This window comes from Duganella sp. OV510 (assembly GCF_900100205.1).
GTDB lineage: Bacteria > Pseudomonadota > Gammaproteobacteria > Burkholderiales > Burkholderiaceae_D > Rugamonas.
Map to the genome: position 1 here is coordinate 35,882 of NZ_FNEQ01000001.1, position 15,719 is coordinate 51,600.

The window sequence follows — 15,719 nt, forward strand, 5'->3', positions numbered from 1 at the left end:
GCGGCGTAGGCGACTGGCTGGCCGAGGATTCACATGCGCATGTGGTGGCGCGGCTGCGCGAAGTTCGCGCGCCCAGGCAGCAACATGGCCATGTTCTGGCCGGCTTTAGGCCATTCCGCCTGCGCGCGGCGTTGCTTATCATTGCGAAAACGGGCCGCCCAGTCGTTCGCCAAACCGCGCAGCGTCCGACTTTGCGACTCCCCGGCATCGGCGCAGGCCTGGCTGAAGTCGCGGTACTCATCCTCGTTAAAAAGTGCTTTCGCGACGAGGACGCGGGGTTTCGGCATCTTGGTGTTCATGGTGGTTTCCTATAAAAGTGATTCAGGCTTTCAGGTGATGCAAATGATTCAGGTCGTGCGAATTTGGTGGTGGTGCTTGTCAGCCCGGCAGGCCGGATGCGGCAGCGCCGGTCGCAACGGTTGCGGCGGCCGAGGTGATGCCGTATGCGGTGCCGTTTATACCGACGTGCAACGCGCGGTCGCCCTGCTTCGCCAGCACTTCCAGCAGCGTGGTCTGCTTGCGCAGCTCGGTCAGCAGCGGCTCTTGCAGCGCCACGAGCACGCCAGCGGCAGCGCCGGCAACGACTGCTGGATCAGCCTTGTCGGCATCCAGGTTGAATGCGGCCAACAGCGCGGCGGCCAGGGTTTCGTGGTTGCTCATCAAGCTTCCTTTCAAATATTCGGGCGGGAGATTCCATCGTGTTAAATTGCTATTCCCCAACAACAATTTACGAAGGGATCTCCCATGGCAGACGACACTATTTCGTACAAGGTCCAGCTTCAAATCGACGACAAACCTACTTCTGGCTGGCCTCTAAAGGCACCGACACCATCTGTCGGCGACCTCATCACTTATGGCGATGGTCGTGTGGCGGAGGTGCATGCCCGCCTATGGGACATTCAAGAGATGTCCGGGCTAACGATTTACATGCTTACGATCCGGGCTCGCACTCGGCCAGGCGTTCAACCTGGACGAACTTCGGTAGAGCCGCTTCGACTTTGATCGCAGCCGACCGTGGCCCTGTGGCGCTGACTAGATATTGGACGGAACCAAGGCGCGGATATAGCTTGATCGTGATCGCGTCCTCGCCGGGCAACACCTCAAACGTCCGCGCGAACGGATCAGCTGCGAAGCGCTTCTCGGCTGCGGCGGTCACGGTCGGTGCGAAATCGGCGAAAGCCTTCATTGTTTCAGTTGACGACTTCGGCGCATTGCCCTCGCCCACTACAGCCGCCGCTGGCGGCTCAACCTTCCAGGTCACGCGATTGCCAGCGGCGTCGGTGCCGGTCCAACCGAACACTCCGTCGCTGCCGCCGAAGGTCGAGACCGATTTCGGCATGTGTTCTTTCATCCATTTGTGCGCCGACTCGATGCTGTCGGCCCGAGCCTTTTCCGCCATGGCTTCATTGAGCTGCGCCGCCAGCTTCTGCGCACCCTGGGTGCAGCGCACTATCGCCTCGGCGCGATTCGCCAATTCGATAGCGTTACGATTTGTATCGCTTTGCCGAATTGAAGCGACAAGCGAGAGGATCGCTTCATCGCGAGGGTCATTGATGTTCATGGGGTTCTCCGGTAGTGGCGAGTTCGGGCCAGATCAAATGCCAGTCATCTGGCCGAAGGTCGGCGCGAGTAACTGCTCCACTGGTCTGCGCCTCGATCTGTGGGCAATGTTGAGGGGCGACTGGGCGGATCTTTTCGATCCACTGATGAAGCAGCGCTGACGAGACACCAATCGAACGAGCGAAGGCAGCCTTGGTGGTGTCCGAGCTTGAGAAGTAGTTTTTCAGGTCCATGGCGCAATAATAGCACCGCTATTACATAAGTCAATAGCATTGCTCGTTGCGACAATTAATAGCATTGCTATACTCCGCGCATGAAAGCAGACCCCAAGCCCCTAGAACAATGGCAGATCGCCGATGCAGATCGTCTCAAGGCGTTGTTCGATAGACGCGAGCCGAAGATTTCGCAGTCGGAGTTCGGCTCGCAGTTCGAGCTGGGTACTCAGGGAATGGTTTCCCAATACCTCCTCGCACGGCGCCCACTGAACATCAAAGCTGCTACCGCCTTCGCGCGCGGCCTCGGGGTAGCTGTGGTCGACTTCAGCCCCACTATCGCGGCTCAGATCAACGAGGCGTCTCAGGCTGCAGGCGAAATGCCTGGTGCGCGCTCGGTCACGGATGACGACGATCATGCGGTACCCAGCGTTGAAATCCGCATGGTTTCCATCGACGTGCAGGCTGGTGTAGATCGCGTCATTCTGGAACCATTAGACTATGACGGTGGGAAACACCATGTGCCTCGCCAGTGGCTGGAGGAGAATGATCTGTACCCGGCAGCGCTCGTTGCCGTGAAGGTCAAGGGCGACAGCATGCAGCCATTGCTGTACGAAGGCGACATAGCGGTAGTAAACACGGGCGATAAGGTTCGCAAAAATGGTGGCGTCTTCGCCATGAACTACGAAGGCCAAGCGGTGATCAAGCGTCTTCTCTACGAGCGCCGTGAATGGTATCTCGCATCTGACAATCCAGAGTTCAAGCCAGTGCCTTGCCGGGGATCGGATTGCATCGTTGTCGGGCGCATTGTGCACTTCACACCGAAGAATTTCCGCGACCGCCTATAAGGCATTGGAGGGTTAATGAATCGAGTTGCCCTTGTCGCTGCTGCTACCGCTTTTGCTACGGTGGCCGCTGGATTCACCATCGCAGCAAAGTATGATGATTGGTTTGTTTTCCCCAAGACGCGGCAACTGGTAGCAGACCAGCTGAACGATCCGGCAAGCGCACAATTCCGGCACGAACGCATAGGCAAGGAGAGTTGGCATTGCGGCGAAGTGAATGCCAAAAATGGCATGGGCGGCTACGGTGGCTTTAAGCGCTTTATCGCAGGTCCGCACAATAGGATCATCTACCTTGAAGGCGCTGGCATGCTGGGCGAGGAGTCGCACGAGGAAGTTATCGCAATACTCGACAAGCAAATTGCGTATAACAAGGTCTTGGCAACAATCCGTCAGGCAAATCCCGAAATTCCGATGCCGTCCGAGTCATCACGACTCGCGCGAGCACGCGGTGAAGTGTTCGAAGATCACTGGAAGGCTATTTGCGATAATCGATAGCCAAATCTGCAACAATTGGATAGATTTCCAGTTGTCAATTTTTCATACAATCTACTCATCACCACAGCGAGGACAGTATGAAGAATTTTGCCGTGTGCATTGCCGTGCTATTTGCCCTTTCCGCCTGCCATAACCCAAAGTCCACAGCAATTCCAGCGGATGCAGATAAATGGGAGACGGAACTAAAGCAACCCTTGCAGCAACTGAGTGAGACCGATAGGCAGACCGTGGCGGCTTTTCTCGTTCGCGCAAAGTTTTTACAGGCGTTTGGTAAGGAAACTCTCATTACCCCAGGGCTCACAATTGGGGGTGCCATCGAAGAGCAGAATAAATGGGCGGCGGCGCGCAAGGATGAAGAGGCGGCGCAGGAGGCTCTTAAGAAAAAGTTACTTGCAGAGCAGGCGGAGATCCAAAAACAAATTCAAGGACTGGTGACCGTAACCGTACTTTCTAAGACTTTGGCACCGAGCAATCCGCGCGCAGGGCAATACGGGGATCGACAGGAATTCAAGTTAGGCATCGAAAACAAAGGTGCGAAGCCGATTCTTGGGGTCAAGGGAACTGTGCACTTTTATGATATTTTCGATAAAGAACAGGGACGTGTCGGCTTCTCTTTTGACGACGGCATCGAGGTGGGTGAGTCGAAGATCTGGGAAGGAAGCCGCGACTACAATCAGTTCATGGAGGCCCACAAATCCCTTGCAAATCTTGAAGAGGGAAAGTATCACACCAAATTTGTGCCTGAGGCGATAATCTTCAAAGATGGCACGAAAATTACAATGCCATAGGAAGTTGACCGCCATGAACATGCGACTTCTAGCTACGCTCCTTCTCGCGGCCCTGACTGTGCCCGCGCTTGCCCAGCTGGCGCCACCGGATCGCGCGCCAGTTACCGCGCCAGCCGCCCCAAAGAAAGCCGAGCCAAACGAAGCCGACCTGCAAACGCACGGCCACTACCGCAACAAGGCTGGCCAGGATGTCCACTCCCCGGCCAAGAGCGTCGACGGCAAGGTGCCGGCCGGCGCCAGCGCTAAGTGTCGGGATGGTAGCTACAGCTTCAGTAAGAGCCGGCGTGGCACCTGCTCCGGCCATGGTGGCGTCTCAGCCTGGTTGTAAGTTCGAAGATCACTGGAAGGCTATTTGCGAGAAATGAGCCCGCGCACCATCCGATGCGCGGGACAAGAATCCCAGGGGCACCTGGGAACACGGCAGGCATGCTGTGTAGGCGGTAAAGCGTAGCCCCGCAGCCGGATGGCCCGGACAAGCGAAACTTTGCTTCCGAACCGCATAGACCGGACGGTCGCCGCGGCGTGGTGGGGAGCTGCAGATTTCTGCCACGGGCGCCATGGAAGGGCGCTTTATAAGTACATCGGGCTAACAGCTCGTGCGCACGAGCTTTCACCGAGGTCTAACTCATGAAAGCAAAAGTGCCAGCAACAAAGGTGAGTATAACGATTGATGTTGCCAAGTGTATTGCTGCCATTTCGGGGCTGCTTTTGGCTCTGCATCAAATCGGCATACTGTGACCTAAGGAAAGCGGGCCGGTTATCGCCGGCCCGCCTACCCTGAACAAATTCTAGGCCGATTTCAGAAAGTTTACAACCACCACTATGTCAGCTCCAATACCTCACTTAGAATTAGAAGGCCTCTGGAACGAGGTGCGCTCTATGGCTCTTGGTTTTGATTTAGACACCTCTCGCCTCCACCAAATCAACGTTAGACTGCAAAATCTCAGTGCTCGCAACGCCATACACGGTGGCGCAGCGTCAGCACTTCGTTCAATGGTGTATGAGCAGCTGGGCCAGCGCACCGAAGCAGAGTCAGAGGCGCGGGCGGCACTTAAAAAATGCACCGATCAAGCGGACGACTCAATTGTCGGTTTTCTAAACGCTGTTTCTGTGTTATTTTCGTTTGGCAATTATGAAGAGGGCCTGACCTTAATGGGGGACGCCGTCACTCGATGGCCATTAGATGCCGATGTCAGATTTCAGGCAGTCGAACTGCCATGGTTGGTTGGGCAGTTCGACTTAACGATAACTCATTTTAACGAAATAGATCAAGTGCACCGAGCAGATGTAAAACTATCGCTTACCCAAAAAATGGTAGACGTTATCCAACTAAAGCGCGCTGCGGAAGAATTGCATTTCACGCAGGAGGACATTCTTGCGCGCTTGTTGGTAAGTCGACGGGCTGTGAGGGATTTCGGATATGAGGTCAGGCACCAAAGGCGGAAAAGCTTTGCGAGCGGCGAATTCATCACACGTTATTATATAAAAGCTAATCATGAACAATGTGCCGAATGCAATCTATACATATATGATGAATTGAATAAGAATTTTGAAAATACGGGACTGGAGCTTTTTTCTATCGTCTGCCATCCTGTAGAAATGTATCTGGGTTAATTTATCAGACAGCGACATGACAGTATCCCATCAAGACTTTCTAAGATTTGCCCAGGAGCTTAGCGGTGGCGCTAACGAAATTGACTGGCGGAATAGCGTTTCACGGACATATTACGCGGCAATGCACAGAGCACTGTGCTTAGTCGACGAGTGCCCTCCCGCCAATCCTATGGACGTCGGGACGCATAGGATCCTCATCAATCGTTTTAAAAAACATCCTTCTCGAGATGGCAAAAGTATTGCAGATGCGCTATACGCAATGAAGCGAGAGAGAGAGACTGCAGATTATGAGCTAGGCGAGGATGTGACGCAGGGGGACGCAAGCTGTCAGCTTGCACAATACGAGGTGATTTCACGCCGACTGGTCGCGTTCGCAAATTTGCCCAAACGCACTACAAAGTAAAGCTGGCTTGCGGAAGCATAGGGGATCATCGATAAACAAGCCAAGCCCGCGAGAGGCGCAGACATAGCTGTGGCATAATGCTGAAATGCAACACCAAGCCGCAGTCATCACCGTCGATGGCATCCCCCTCGCCGCAGTCCTCGTCAATCCCGACCAGACATACCCGGCACCTGGCGCGCGCTTAATCGCCGAAGCGCAACACTACTTCCCCACCCTCCCCATCATCTTGGTGTCGCCGCGCATCGGCGATTCCCATACTGGCCCGATAATATCCCTGTACTGAACACGACCAGTGACTAAAATGCACTACAATCAAGGGGCTGACTGCTCTCCCCTCGCTCAGTGCCATTCCACTGGGGCGAAAGGGAATTTTATGCAGCCAGCCACACCCCAACCTGCAGGCGGGTCCGTAGAACTTCTGGGCGAACGCCCGCGTCGCGTCATCGTTCTCGATGACAATGAAGATGTTGCGAACATTTTGCACGACTTGCTAACAGTCCTAGGCTATGAGGTCAGCTGCCATTATTCTGCAAGCGCAGCGCTAGCTGGCATAACAGCGTTCAATCCCGACGTGTGCATTTCTGATCTAGACATGCCGAAAATGAATGGCTTCGAATTTGCGAGGGCCGCCAGGGCCATTCCCCATTCTTGCCATCTACTGTTGATCGCACACTCGGGATATGACTCTCCTGCATCCCAACAAGCTGCATTCGAAGCTGGCTTTGATAAATACCTTTCAAAGTCCGCAAGCGTCGAATCAATTATTCAGTCGATCGGCCCTTCCAGATTTTTCTCGCGAGACTAGTCTCTGTGCACTGTATCGAGTTACGTTTGCGCAGCCTCGTGCTCTGAGACGAAGACATTGCACTCTGCAAAAAAGATGTTAAACGAGGCTCTTGCACGTGCGTGCTTGCTGTACGACCAGCTCACCCCTCATATTGATGAGAGCCCTCATGAATGCGGTTACCCTGCCCATGATGCTGCTGTCACCGCGCATTGGCGGCTTCTCGCGCAGCTTCGCGCACTTCGACACCACCAACATCATCAAGCACATCAATACGGATGAGATCGACTGGCGGCGTATGGTTCCGCCAGTCGAGACGACAGAACCGCCCTTCTAATTCCAATTTCTCAACAAATAGCAACTCTACGCAAATAATTAATAGCATCGCTATTGCATATATAAAATAGCTTTGCTATTATTTCTCCATCGACGCACCAAACACGATGGAGAACGAAATGTCCCCAGCAGAACTGAAAGCCCTCGCAGAAGCAACTCACCGCGGTGACGCGGCCTTCGCAGCACAACAACCGGTGAAAGGCTGATCACCATGAACGCCCCAGTCGCCGCCGCCCTGCTCGCCGCTCGCGCTGTCACTCCAGCGAAGCCCGCGATCACTCAGCCGGCCGTGCCCGCCGACCTGATCTGCCTCATGTGCAACTACCTGCACGACGACCTCCATCTCGACCTGTATGGCTTCGCGGATGAGGACGACGGTTGCAGCGTCGAGGCTGTCACGCTGGCTGGCCACAACATCAACGTCTCCGCCCTGATCAAGCCGGAGCAGTTCAAACAGATGTCGTGGGCAGTTGATCGCGCAGCAGTCCGCGCTCGCGCCATGGACCAGGCGCAAGCCCGTGCCGAGCGTGCGGTGTTTGATCTGCACTGCGTCGTTTGAATGGCCGTCCCGCGCCGGGTAAGCGCGGGAACCACACAGCAGCGTCGGCGTGGATGGACACGCGCTGATGCCACGTAAGTCGACGACACCCTCCGGACAGCGATGAACCCGGAATCAGGCTGGGCGCAAACAAATCGTGGCCTTCACCGAGCTGGTTTCGAGCCCAGCACGCTGCTGTGTGGTGAATCAGTAGGGAATGCGTCAGTACGCCTCGCGCCGAACGCGCCAGTACCGAAGCACCACATGCGAGCTTGATCGCACACAAGCCCATGCCGGACATGGTGAAAGCCGGCCAACAACGAAGTCAACAAGGAGAGCGGGATGCAGATCGAACTGACTGAGCAACAGATGCGCTCGATCCTCGACCAGGCAAAAGCGAAGGTCGAGAAGGAAGCTGTCGAGATGCTGCGCGCTGCGGTGGCGCAGAACATGACGCAGTGGGTCGCTGAAGTGAAAAACCAGGCGCGCGGCGCCGTGGCCGACGCGGTCACCGTCGAGGTGATGCGCAAGCTGGACGTCAACGCCAGCGTCGACAAGGCCATGGACAACATCAACAAGCGCATCCATACCGAGCTGTCACGCCGCTTGCAGCACGGCATCAACGTCACGTTCCAAGCGACGGTCGCCAATCCTGTTGCGAGTGCAGCATGAGCACCGTCACGCACATCACCGCCGGCCGCAACTCGCGCCTCGCTGTATTCGCCGCCCTCGCCTTCGCCTATCAGGATTCGGGCCTGACTGAATCGCTGATGGCCGGCAACCTGGACGCGCCAGAGTCGGCGCCAGCCGGCAGCCACGTGAGCCGCTACCCGATCCCCGGGCGTGACCGCAACAGCGTGGCACCGCAACTCGCCGCGCGAGAGTTCGGCCTGACCTACACCGTCACCGTGAAGGATGGCGACGACAAGTCGCGCAGCTACACCGCCATCGGCAATCCGCATGCCTTGCAGGACGCGGCATATGACGCTGGCGCCCTAGGCGTGTTCATTCGGGTGCGCCAATGAATGCCAGCGATTGCGGGCCCCTGGCGCAGCTGTCCAGCACCGCGCCATCGCATGCGGAAGTGGCGTGCCGGAGAATCCTGACGCTGTTCACCGACAACGCACAGATGACATCCCATGAACTGCGGTGCTACGAGATTGCGATGGAAGGCCTGAATGTGCCGCCGGCGCAGCGCCGCACGCAGATGGAGGCGGCGATCCAGCTCAAGCGTGACCGCCTGATGGCTCGCCGCAAGAAGGAGGTGCACCGTGAAGCTACTCCGTGACTTCATTCTAACGGCCGCTGCCATTGCGGTGCTGCTGGTGATCTACGCGGACCGCCAGCGCGCCGAGGAAGAAAGCGCGGCGCGCGAGCTGGCCGCCTGGCGAGGCAAGTCGGACAAGTGACCGCCCTCGCCCACGTCGCGGTGGCCGCGCTGCGCAACTACCGCGCCGGCCACCGCCCAGCACATGCGCTGCGCCTGGCGCTACTGAATAACGAAGCAAACAACCTGAACCGGAGAATGAAATGAATGCAGTAGTCGAATTGCCGCCCCGCGAGGTGGCCGGCCTGACGGCCGCCGAAATGCACCGCTACTCCGCCGCCGAAATCCGCGAACGCGTGAACCTAGTGCAGGAAGTGATGCGCGCCGTGATGAAGGAAGGCGTGCACTACGGGAAGATTCCCGGCACGCCGAAACCGACGCTGTACAAGGCTGGTGCCGAAGTCCTTTGCGTCGCCTTCCGCATCGCGCCGTCTTATCGCGTCGAAGACCTGGGTGGTGAAGGCGTTGCGCGCTGCCGCGTCACCTGCGTCGGCACGCACCAGACCACCGGCATCGTGCTGGGCGAAGGCGTTGGCGAATGCTCGTCTGCCGAGGAAAAGTACAAGTGGCGCAAGGCCATCTGCACGGAGGAATTCGATCTGACACCGGAGACCATGCGGCGACTGAAGTTCGGCAAGGGGGATCGTGGCGTCTACAAAGTAATTCAGATCCGCACCGAGGCCGCCGACCAGGCGAACACCGTGCTGAAAATGGCATCGAAACGGGCGCATGTTGCGATGACGCTCACCGTCACCGGCGCATCCGACATGTTCAGCCAGGACATCGAAGATATGCCCGAAGAGCTGCGCAACGACGAGACTGGCGAACCGGCGGTGACCGCGCTTGCGGAGGAGTGGGTGGCGCGGGCCAACGCTGCGCCAACAGCCGACGATCTCACCGCCGTATGGAAAGCCGGCGTAAAGGCCATCAACGAAGCAAAGGATGCAACCGCGTCCAACGCCTTCAAGGCTGCGGTCGCCGCTCGCGGCGAAGCTTTCAAGGCCGCACAGCCAGCCGAGAAGCCCGCAGTACCGGCCCTGTCAACCGCTGCAGGCGAGATCCTGGCCGACATGGAAATCATCGCTGCCGAAGGCGTAGAAGTCTTCCAGGCAAGCTGGAATGGCTTGTCGAAGGCTACGCAGGAAACTCTGGCGCCGCACTTTGACACCCTGCTCGCCCGGGCTGAAAAGTCTGGAGGTGCGCCGTGAAGTTCATCGCATGTGCTCAAGGAACGCCCGAGTGGCACCAGGCCCGCGCTGGCGTAATTACGGCATCCTGCTTCGCCGACGCGCTGTCAAAGCTAACCCGGACATCCGGAAAGCGTAAGGCAGGCGACCCGTCGATTGCATCTGACAAATATGCCGCCGACCTTGCGATTGAGCGCATCAGCGGAAAGCCGTATGGCGCTCCAGTGAAGGCTTGGGTGCTTGATCGCGGCCATGAGATGGAACGGTTAGCGCGGATGGCCTATGAGGCGCACACGGAAAGGATGGCGACCGAGGCGGGGCTGGTGCTGACTGATGATGATCTGTTCGGCTACTCCACTGACGGCTTCGTTGACGATGATGGCCTGATCGAAATCAAGGCGCCAATCGACAGCATCAAGATCGCCGAAATCATGGAAACCGGCGACCTCTCCGAATACATGCACCAGATGCAGGGCGGCATGTGGATCACCGCTCGCAAGTGGTGCGATTTCATCATGTACGTGCCGGACCTGGCGAACGCCGGCACGGACCTGTACATCAAGCGCGTGATGCGCGATGACGAGTTTATTGACGCGATGGTGTTAGAGCTCTCGGCTTTCGAGCGCCGCGTCACCGACCGAGAAATTCTATTCAAATACAAGGAAGCAGCATGAACAACCACCCAGCAGAAAACGAAGCAGTTGGCGCCGTTGCAATCCAAGCTGGTGCCGGCGTGCCGGCGGCCAGCCAACTGATTACCCTGGACCCGGCGAAGTACGTTGCCGAGGTCTTCAAGCCCTTCAACGACAAGTTGGCCGCGCTGAAATTGGAAGCCGACGCCATCACGCCGGACGCTAGCACCACGGCCGGCATGGATGTGTGCATCAAGTACCGCGCCGCTTTCCGCGACGATGTCCGCATTGCTGGCGAAAAGGCCCGCGCCGACCGGAAGGCGCCAATCCTCCAGATCGGCAAGCTGCTGGACACCCGGTACAGGGACCTGGTCGAAGCGGTGGCGCCGTACGAGGCGAAATTCCATAACGCCATCGAGGCGGAGAAAAAGCGCAAGGAAGAATTGAAGGCGGCCGAGGCCGCGCGCCAGGAAGAACTCCGTCAGCGCTTGGTGGCGATCCGCGAACTGCCGCTGCAGGCGATCGGCAAGACCTCGGCAGAAATCGGCGCCATGCTGACCGCGCTGGACGCGGACGAACCGGGCGACGACTTCGGCACGCTGCTGGATGCGGCGAAGTTGGCCCACGCCGACGCCATAGCAAAATTAACGGTCGCGCAGACAGCGGCCGCTGCCGGCGAAGCCGAAGCTAAACGCATCGCCGCCGAGCGAGCAGAACTGCAGCAGCTGCGTGAGGCTGCTGCTGAACGCAAGCGCCTGGCTGATGCAGAAGCGGACCGCATTGCGGCCGAGCAGAAAGCCGAGGCTGACCGACTGGCCGCGCTCGCCGCTGAGCAAGAGGCAGCAGCGCTGCGTGAACGCGAAGAGGCTGCCGCAAAGCTCAAGGCTGAAGCGGATGCCCAGGCGGAGAAGAACCGGCTTGCACAAGCGGAAATCGACCGCCAGCTGGCTGAGCTGGCTGCCGCGAAGGCCGCAGCTGACGCCGAGCGCGCTGCCGAGGAGACACGCAAGGCCGCCGAAGAGAAAGCCGCTTCCGAGAAGGCCGAGCGCGACCGCGTGAACGCCGCGACCAAGGCGCAGCTGGATCAGAAGGCGGCCGCAGTCGGCGCCACGCGTCAGCAAGCAGCAGCGTCGGCCATCGCGGAAGCCAACTATCTGGCGGCGCAGGACCGCACCAGCACGCAGGGAACGGCTCCCGGCGGCGGCGTCGCCGACGTCCACCGCACCGCCAGCTTCTACAACGACCAGCCGCTGCGCACTGTGCCGGCACCGGCCGCCACTGCGACCACGGCCGGCCTGTTCGATGCCGCCGACCGCGAGGTGCAGCAGGACATCGAGTTCCTGAACCTGCTGGCCGCCGGCGCCAACTTGCCGCTGGCCGCGCTGCTCGACCGCCTGGTCGTCATCGATATCGCCACCCTGCGCAGCGAGCTGCGCAACGCAGCATAACCACCAACCACACGGAGAACACCATGCACACCGCAAATTCCATCCCGCTGATGAAAGTCGCTTCTTCCAAAATCCACGCCATCGGCCACGATCCGGCGGCCCAGGTGCTGGCCGTCCAGTTTTTCGCAAAGGGAGAACCAGGCAACGTGTACCACTACAGCCAGTTCTCGAAGGCGGACTATGATGCCTTCGCCGGCGCAGAATCAATCGGCAAGCACTTCATCGCGCACATCCAGCCAGCGAAGGAAAAATACCCGTACAAGAACCTGGGCGTGCCGTCGGCGGTGCCAGTGGCAACCACGTCGGCGCTGACCAAGGAATCGCTGGCCGTGGCGCTGCACGGCCGCGAGTACCCGTTTGACCTGTCGGCGGAAGAGCAGGCCCAGGCCAAAGCGGCAGGCCTGGTGGTGATCTTCGGCGCCAGCGACGATCTGATGGAACTGCGCGGCGCCATCAACGACGAGCGCGGCGCGCCATGTACCGCCCTGATCGATTCCAAGGGCTTGCTGCCCTACCGCGAGGACATCGACAACGACGAGGGCCTGCAAGACTACGCCGCCCGCGTGCAGCACGTCCGCGCAGTCGATGCGTTCTGGGCCAAAGAAGAAGACACCAGCTGGACCTACCGTACCGACATTCCTCACGCCACCTTCGAAATTATGGAAGACGGCATCGTGTACTGCCGTGGCATCGTGATCAGTGTGGCTGACCTGGGCGGCGTGGCATGAGCAACCAAAACATCTCTGCACTGCTGATCTGCGCCAGCTTGCTGATCCTGTTCTTTGGCCAGATGCATCTGCGCACGCGCGGCCGACTCCAGCGCCAACAAGCCGCCGCTGCGGCGCTGATCTACCCAGCGCACGAACAGCGCGATGACGACGGCTGGTGGTGGCATCCCGAACTGCCCAACTTCGAAGAGGATCACCAAGCCTACGCCGCCTGGATGCTCGCGCAGGGCCTAGAGTACAAGTTCGACTCTCTCGAAAGCGAAGCCGACACCAATCCGGCCTACATCGCCTACTACGAGCACGAGGCCGGCCACGTCCGTGACTGGTTCTGCGAGCCACCCGCCGGCGAGGGCTGGTTCACCCTGTCGATTCATGACACCGAAGACGGGCCGCAGTGGGTGTGGGCGCGCCGTGTCGGCACCGAGGTGCTGATGGCGCGCATCCAAGGCGAAGCGCTGGCATACCACGAGCGCTTCTATGGCCAGCCGCTGCCGAGCGGCCAGCGCTACAGCGGCTCGCAGTTCAAGCCGAACGGCGAACCGTACCTGCTGCGCAGCAACGGCGTGCGGAGCATTTGCTGCGACGGGGAGGATTGATGGGCTACTACAGCATGGTCGGGGGACCGCCTTGACCGACATCGTACTGATGAAGGTTTCCAACATCCTCGTGCCACACGACGAGGCTGCGGCGGCCTTCATCCAGAAAATGAAGGCCGGCGAACTGACCCACGCCGACTTTAAGCGGGTCAGGAATTACAAGTTTCATAAGAAGTACTTCGCGCTGCTGGACTTCGCTTTCGAGCAGTGGGAACCGCGCGACGGCCTGACCTACCAAGGCATGCCAGTCGCGAAGAACAAAGAGCGCTTCCGCAAGGATCTGATCATCCTGGCCGGATTCTACGAGTCGACGGTGAACCTGCGGAGCGAGGTCAGGCTGGAGGCGAAGAGTATCAGCTTCGGCCTGATGGATGAGATCGAGTTTGAACAGCTGTACAACGCGACCGTGGACGTGGTGCTGCGGCGCATTTTGACCAGATACACCAGGCAAGACCTGGACGAAGTAATCAATCAACTACTGAGGTTCACATGAATGCCCAAACCGAAAACAACGCCGCGCCGACGGCCGAGGAATGCTGGTCCGTCGATGAAGAGAACTTCAACGCGCGCACGCTGGACGACCTCATCGGCAACCATGATCTTGAGGTGGGTGCGGTAGTGTTTCGCGCCGAAGCGATGCACCCGGAGCCAAAAGAACTGATCGACGTCGACGACATCATCGAGACGATGGGTGAACGCGCATACGACATCGCGGGCGAATACGGTGAGGACTACCCAGACGTCAGCACGAATGCCGTGCAAGAGCTGAGCGAGTTCCTCGCGGGCTGGATCACCAAGCATGCACCGCCAACCTTCTACACCGTCAAAAACGTGCAGCGGTACACCGTCACCGAAGCCGACGTCGCGCCGCGCGCGGAATAACCGGCCAGTCATACACAAGGATTCCTCATGTTCTTTCGCAACCTTCAGATTTACCGCCTCCCTGCGCCGTGGGCGATGACCGCCGACGCGCTGGCAGTAGCCCTCGCTTCGCAGGCCTTCGCGCCCGCCAGCAGCAACGAACTGCTGCGCCAAGGCTGGTCCGCGCCGCGCCCGGGTGGCGGCCTGGTGCACACCGTCAATCAGCAGATGCTGCTCAAGCTCGAAACCGAGAAGAAGCTGCTGCCGTCAACCGTCATCAACCAGGTGGCAGCCGCCCGCGCGCTGGAGATGGAAGAGGCCCAAGGCTTCGCGCCCGGCAAGAAGGCCATGAAGGAACTGAAGGAGCGCGTCGCGGACGAGCTGCTGCCGCGCGCGTTCAGCATCAAGGCGCAGACCTTCTGCTGGATCGATCCGGTGGGCGGCTGGCTGGTGGTGGACGCGGCCAGCCCGGCCAAGGCCGACGAGGCGATCAAGCTGTTGCTGAAGGCGGTCGACCGCATGCCGCTGGAAAGCCTGCGCGTGCAGCGCTCGCCGGTTGGTGTGATGACGGAGTGGCTGGCCACAGACGAGGCACCGGCCGGCTTCACGGTCGACCAGGACGCTACGCTGCGCGCCACCGGCGAGAGCAAGGCGCAAGTCGCATACAAGAAGCACACCCTGGACCCGGCCGACGTGCGCCGCCATATCGACGCCGGCAAGCAGTGCACGCGCCTGGCCATGACCTGGGAAAGCAAGATTAGCTTCGTGCTTGACGAGAGCCTGGCCGTCAAGTCGGTCAAGCCGCTGGACGTGCTGACCGAGCGCGAAATCACCAGCCGCAACGACGAAGAGCGCTTCGACGGCGATTTCATGCTGATGACCGGCGAGCTGGCCAAGCTGCTGGCCGACGTGGTGGAAGCGCTGGGCGGCGAGGCGGTGATGGAAGCGCCCGGCGAGCAGAAGATGCCGGCGCCGCGCACGCACGCCAAGGGCGACGAGCCGGTACGCGAGCAGCGCATCGTCGATGACGGCACCGCGCTGGCCGCCGCGCGCCGCCTGCACCAAGGCCTGGCCAAGGATGGCGTCACCGCGACAATCACAGTCAGCGGCAGGTCGGTGGAACTGGGCGCTCGCGCCGAGGGGCCGCCCGGCGACGGCAGCACTACCGATCCGCTGTACGAACAGGCCGTGGCTGTGGTGCGCGCCAACCAGCGCGCGTCAATATCGCTGGTGCAGCGCCACCTGCGCGTCGGCTACAACCGTGCGGCGCGGCTGTTGGAGGCGATGGAAGGAAAAGTTGTCGGCCCGATGCAGTCGAATGGCAACCGCGAGCTTCTTATTTGTAGGAGTCCGCAGTGACGGGCA

General features: G+C 59.4%; 25 protein-coding genes and 1 pseudogene. 22 read left to right on the top strand and 4 right to left on the bottom strand.

Annotated elements, in window-relative coordinates:
- Positions 1 to 29: 29 nt before the first annotated feature.
- From BLS51_RS00215 to BLS51_RS00230, 4 genes are all read right to left on the bottom strand, one after another.
- Positions 30 to 299 carry a hypothetical protein gene (locus BLS51_RS00215; protein ID WP_090180332.1) on the bottom strand — a complete coding sequence of 90 codons (270 nt, stop codon included), beginning with the start codon at positions 297 to 299 and terminating at the stop codon, positions 30 to 32.
- 79 nt (positions 300 to 378) lie between these two features.
- On the bottom strand, positions 379 to 660 hold the full coding sequence (locus BLS51_RS00220) for a hypothetical protein (RefSeq protein WP_090180329.1): 282 nt from the start codon (positions 658 to 660) through the stop codon (positions 379 to 381).
- A 271-nt stretch (positions 661 to 931) separates the two neighbouring features.
- Complete coding sequence (locus BLS51_RS00225) at positions 932 to 1,561, bottom strand: hypothetical protein (protein WP_139168619.1); 630 nt, start codon at positions 1,559 to 1,561, stop codon at positions 932 to 934.
- Complete coding sequence (locus BLS51_RS00230) at positions 1,548 to 1,793, bottom strand: transcriptional regulator (protein WP_090180322.1); 246 nt, start codon at positions 1,791 to 1,793, stop codon at positions 1,548 to 1,550. Before BLS51_RS00230 ends, BLS51_RS00225 begins: the two co-directional genes overlap by 14 nt.
- An 80-nt stretch (positions 1,794 to 1,873) precedes the next feature.
- Here BLS51_RS00230 and BLS51_RS00235 point away from each other — a divergent pair, with 80 nt between their 5' ends.
- The 22 genes and pseudogenes from BLS51_RS00235 to BLS51_RS30480 all read left to right on the top strand — a co-directional run bounded on the left by BLS51_RS00235 (position 1,874) and on the right by BLS51_RS30480 (position 15,713).
- Positions 1,874 to 2,620: a LexA family transcriptional regulator gene (locus BLS51_RS00235; protein WP_090180319.1), complete on the top strand. Its 747-nt coding sequence runs from the start codon at positions 1,874 to 1,876 to the stop codon at positions 2,618 to 2,620.
- A 15-nt stretch (positions 2,621 to 2,635) separates the two neighbouring features.
- Complete coding sequence (locus BLS51_RS00240) at positions 2,636 to 3,112, top strand: hypothetical protein (protein WP_090180315.1); 477 nt, start codon at positions 2,636 to 2,638, stop codon at positions 3,110 to 3,112.
- Positions 3,113 to 3,189: 77 nt separating this feature from the next.
- The gene (locus tag BLS51_RS00245; protein ID WP_090180312.1) at positions 3,190 to 3,900 is read left to right on the top strand and encodes a hypothetical protein; all 711 of its coding nucleotides are present in this window, start codon (positions 3,190 to 3,192) and stop codon (positions 3,898 to 3,900) included.
- Between the two features lie 19 nt (positions 3,901 to 3,919).
- Positions 3,920 to 4,228: a DUF3761 domain-containing protein gene (locus BLS51_RS00250; protein WP_090180892.1), complete on the top strand. Its 309-nt coding sequence runs from the start codon at positions 3,920 to 3,922 to the stop codon at positions 4,226 to 4,228.
- 551 nt (positions 4,229 to 4,779) lie between these two features.
- Complete coding sequence (locus tag BLS51_RS00255; protein WP_139168620.1) at positions 4,780 to 5,514, top strand: tetratricopeptide repeat protein; 735 nt, start codon at positions 4,780 to 4,782, stop codon at positions 5,512 to 5,514.
- Between the two features lie 776 nt (positions 5,515 to 6,290).
- Positions 6,291 to 6,722 (top strand): response regulator, encoded by a 432-nt coding sequence (locus BLS51_RS30585; RefSeq protein ID WP_175472472.1) that lies wholly within the window; start codon positions 6,291 to 6,293, stop codon positions 6,720 to 6,722.
- A 148-nt stretch (positions 6,723 to 6,870) separates the two neighbouring features.
- Positions 6,871 to 7,038: a hypothetical protein gene (locus BLS51_RS29640; protein WP_175472473.1), complete on the top strand. Its 168-nt coding sequence runs from the start codon at positions 6,871 to 6,873 to the stop codon at positions 7,036 to 7,038.
- A 210-nt stretch (positions 7,039 to 7,248) separates the two neighbouring features.
- Entirely contained in the window at positions 7,249 to 7,596 is a 348-nt protein-coding gene (locus tag BLS51_RS00270) for a hypothetical protein (RefSeq protein WP_090180298.1), read from the top strand.
- A gap of 321 nt (positions 7,597 to 7,917) precedes the next feature.
- Positions 7,918 to 8,247 (top strand): hypothetical protein, encoded by a 330-nt coding sequence (locus BLS51_RS00275; RefSeq protein WP_090180291.1) that lies wholly within the window; start codon positions 7,918 to 7,920, stop codon positions 8,245 to 8,247.
- On the top strand, positions 8,244 to 8,600 hold the full coding sequence (locus BLS51_RS00280; RefSeq protein ID WP_090180287.1) for a hypothetical protein: 357 nt from the start codon (positions 8,244 to 8,246) through the stop codon (positions 8,598 to 8,600). The genes BLS51_RS00275 and BLS51_RS00280 overlap by 4 nt, the downstream gene beginning before the upstream one ends.
- Entirely contained in the window at positions 8,597 to 8,863 is a 267-nt protein-coding gene (locus BLS51_RS00285; RefSeq protein ID WP_090180284.1) for a hypothetical protein, read from the top strand. The genes BLS51_RS00280 and BLS51_RS00285 overlap by 4 nt, the downstream gene beginning before the upstream one ends.
- Complete coding sequence (locus BLS51_RS29645) at positions 8,847 to 8,984, top strand: hypothetical protein (RefSeq protein WP_175472474.1); 138 nt, start codon at positions 8,847 to 8,849, stop codon at positions 8,982 to 8,984. Before BLS51_RS00285 ends, BLS51_RS29645 begins: the two co-directional genes overlap by 17 nt.
- Positions 8,981 to 9,109 (top strand): hypothetical protein, encoded by a 129-nt coding sequence (locus BLS51_RS30405; protein ID WP_255369029.1) that lies wholly within the window; start codon positions 8,981 to 8,983, stop codon positions 9,107 to 9,109. The genes BLS51_RS29645 and BLS51_RS30405 overlap by 4 nt, the downstream gene beginning before the upstream one ends.
- A complete protein-coding gene (locus tag BLS51_RS00290) occupies positions 9,106 to 10,110 on the top strand; it encodes a hypothetical protein (protein WP_175472475.1) in 1,005 nt (334 codons plus the stop codon). The genes BLS51_RS30405 and BLS51_RS00290 overlap by 4 nt, the downstream gene beginning before the upstream one ends.
- Positions 10,107 to 10,763, top strand: a complete 657-nt coding sequence (locus BLS51_RS00295; protein ID WP_090180280.1) for a lambda exonuclease family protein — start codon at positions 10,107 to 10,109, stop codon at positions 10,761 to 10,763. The genes BLS51_RS00290 and BLS51_RS00295 overlap by 4 nt, the downstream gene beginning before the upstream one ends.
- Complete coding sequence (locus BLS51_RS00300; protein WP_090180277.1) at positions 10,760 to 12,169, top strand: coiled-coil domain-containing protein; 1,410 nt, start codon at positions 10,760 to 10,762, stop codon at positions 12,167 to 12,169. Before BLS51_RS00295 ends, BLS51_RS00300 begins: the two co-directional genes overlap by 4 nt.
- A gap of 23 nt (positions 12,170 to 12,192) precedes the next feature.
- Positions 12,193 to 12,897, top strand: a complete 705-nt coding sequence (locus BLS51_RS29920) for a KTSC domain-containing protein (RefSeq protein WP_217636417.1) — start codon at positions 12,193 to 12,195, stop codon at positions 12,895 to 12,897.
- The gene (locus BLS51_RS00315) at positions 12,894 to 13,493 is read left to right on the top strand and encodes a hypothetical protein (protein WP_090180272.1); all 600 of its coding nucleotides are present in this window, start codon (positions 12,894 to 12,896) and stop codon (positions 13,491 to 13,493) included. Before BLS51_RS29920 ends, BLS51_RS00315 begins: the two co-directional genes overlap by 4 nt.
- A gap of 31 nt (positions 13,494 to 13,524) precedes the next feature.
- Positions 13,525 to 13,986 (top strand): DUF1367 family protein, encoded by a 462-nt coding sequence (locus BLS51_RS00320; protein ID WP_229207451.1) that lies wholly within the window; start codon positions 13,525 to 13,527, stop codon positions 13,984 to 13,986.
- A complete protein-coding gene (locus tag BLS51_RS30055; protein WP_229207450.1) occupies positions 13,983 to 14,375 on the top strand; it encodes a hypothetical protein in 393 nt (130 codons plus the stop codon). Before BLS51_RS00320 ends, BLS51_RS30055 begins: the two co-directional genes overlap by 4 nt.
- 27 nt (positions 14,376 to 14,402) lie before the next feature.
- Positions 14,403 to 15,296: pseudogene (locus BLS51_RS00330) on the top strand (recombination-associated protein RdgC); the annotation flags it as partial.
- Between the two features lie 21 nt (positions 15,297 to 15,317).
- Complete coding sequence (locus BLS51_RS30480) at positions 15,318 to 15,713, top strand: DNA translocase FtsK (protein WP_304529049.1); 396 nt, start codon at positions 15,318 to 15,320, stop codon at positions 15,711 to 15,713.
- Positions 15,714 to 15,719: the final 6 nt, after the last annotated feature.

What these genes read in the sequence shown, in the direction of transcription:
- BLS51_RS00300 (WP_090180277.1), top strand. Translation starts at nt 10,760, where the DNA reads ATGAACAACCACCCAGCAGAAAACGAAGCAGTTGGCGCCGTTGCAATC.
- BLS51_RS00280 (WP_090180287.1), top strand. Translation starts at nt 8,244, where the DNA reads ATGAGCACCGTCACGCACATCACCGCCGGCCGCAACTCGCGCCTCGCT.
- BLS51_RS00230 (WP_090180322.1), bottom strand. Translation starts at nt 1,793, where the DNA reads ATGGACCTGAAAAACTACTTCTCAAGCTCGGACACCACCAAGGCTGCC.
- BLS51_RS00315 (WP_090180272.1), top strand. Translation starts at nt 12,894, where the DNA reads ATGAGCAACCAAAACATCTCTGCACTGCTGATCTGCGCCAGCTTGCTG.
- BLS51_RS00290 (WP_175472475.1), top strand. Translation starts at nt 9,106, where the DNA reads ATGAATGCAGTAGTCGAATTGCCGCCCCGCGAGGTGGCCGGCCTGACG.
- BLS51_RS00250 (WP_090180892.1), top strand. Translation starts at nt 3,920, where the DNA reads ATGCGACTTCTAGCTACGCTCCTTCTCGCGGCCCTGACTGTGCCCGCG.
- BLS51_RS00215 (WP_090180332.1), bottom strand. Translation starts at nt 299, where the DNA reads ATGAACACCAAGATGCCGAAACCCCGCGTCCTCGTCGCGAAAGCACTT.
- BLS51_RS00235 (WP_090180319.1), top strand. Translation starts at nt 1,874, where the DNA reads ATGAAAGCAGACCCCAAGCCCCTAGAACAATGGCAGATCGCCGATGCA.
- BLS51_RS30585 (WP_175472472.1), top strand. Translation starts at nt 6,291, where the DNA reads ATGCAGCCAGCCACACCCCAACCTGCAGGCGGGTCCGTAGAACTTCTG.
- BLS51_RS30055 (WP_229207450.1), top strand. Translation starts at nt 13,983, where the DNA reads ATGAATGCCCAAACCGAAAACAACGCCGCGCCGACGGCCGAGGAATGC.
- BLS51_RS00285 (WP_090180284.1), top strand. Translation starts at nt 8,597, where the DNA reads ATGAATGCCAGCGATTGCGGGCCCCTGGCGCAGCTGTCCAGCACCGCG.
- BLS51_RS00245 (WP_090180312.1), top strand. Translation starts at nt 3,190, where the DNA reads ATGAAGAATTTTGCCGTGTGCATTGCCGTGCTATTTGCCCTTTCCGCC.
- BLS51_RS00270 (WP_090180298.1), top strand. Translation starts at nt 7,249, where the DNA reads ATGAACGCCCCAGTCGCCGCCGCCCTGCTCGCCGCTCGCGCTGTCACT.
- BLS51_RS00220 (WP_090180329.1), bottom strand. Translation starts at nt 660, where the DNA reads ATGAGCAACCACGAAACCCTGGCCGCCGCGCTGTTGGCCGCATTCAAC.
- BLS51_RS00255 (WP_139168620.1), top strand. Translation starts at nt 4,780, where the DNA reads ATGGCTCTTGGTTTTGATTTAGACACCTCTCGCCTCCACCAAATCAAC.
- BLS51_RS00240 (WP_090180315.1), top strand. Translation starts at nt 2,636, where the DNA reads ATGAATCGAGTTGCCCTTGTCGCTGCTGCTACCGCTTTTGCTACGGTG.
- BLS51_RS29920 (WP_217636417.1), top strand. Translation starts at nt 12,193, where the DNA reads ATGCACACCGCAAATTCCATCCCGCTGATGAAAGTCGCTTCTTCCAAA.
- BLS51_RS30480 (WP_304529049.1), top strand. Translation starts at nt 15,318, where the DNA reads ATGCCGGCGCCGCGCACGCACGCCAAGGGCGACGAGCCGGTACGCGAG.
- BLS51_RS29640 (WP_175472473.1), top strand. Translation starts at nt 6,871, where the DNA reads ATGAATGCGGTTACCCTGCCCATGATGCTGCTGTCACCGCGCATTGGC.
- BLS51_RS00275 (WP_090180291.1), top strand. Translation starts at nt 7,918, where the DNA reads ATGCAGATCGAACTGACTGAGCAACAGATGCGCTCGATCCTCGACCAG.
- BLS51_RS00225 (WP_139168619.1), bottom strand. Translation starts at nt 1,561, where the DNA reads ATGAACATCAATGACCCTCGCGATGAAGCGATCCTCTCGCTTGTCGCT.